The organism is Pseudoalteromonas sp. S3776, assembly GCF_005886915.1.
In the GTDB taxonomy this organism is placed as follows: domain Bacteria; phylum Pseudomonadota; class Gammaproteobacteria; order Enterobacterales; family Alteromonadaceae; genus Pseudoalteromonas.
Genome location: NZ_PNCU01000148.1, coordinates 1 through 321 on the forward strand (window position 1 = coordinate 1; position 321 = coordinate 321).

Genomic DNA, 321 nt, shown 5'->3' on the forward strand with positions numbered 1-321 from the left:
ATAAAAAACGCGCGTGAAAAAGGCCTGTTTGACTGGTTAATGGACCAGGATGCCGATGTCATCTGTTTGCAGGACATCCGTGAGGATGAGTTTGCAATGGAGGAAGATCAGTATCAGCTTGATGGATACTTCTGTTATGCCTATGGCGGCTATGACAGGAAAGATCGTGGTGGTGTAGCGATTTATACACGTCAGGCTCCAAAAGCCATTATCAGTGGTCTCGGTTTTCCTGAGGCCGATGAAACAGGACGGTATATTCAGGCTGACTTTGACAAGATCAGTATTGCCAGTATGTATGTTCCTGAAGGTCATGATGCTGCC

1 protein-coding gene is annotated in these 321 nt (G+C 46.4%); it reads left to right on the forward strand.

From position 1 onward, the window contains the following. A partial coding sequence (locus CWC16_RS19480; RefSeq protein WP_349665944.1) for an endonuclease/exonuclease/phosphatase family protein occupies positions 1-321 on the forward strand: 321 nt, incomplete at both ends.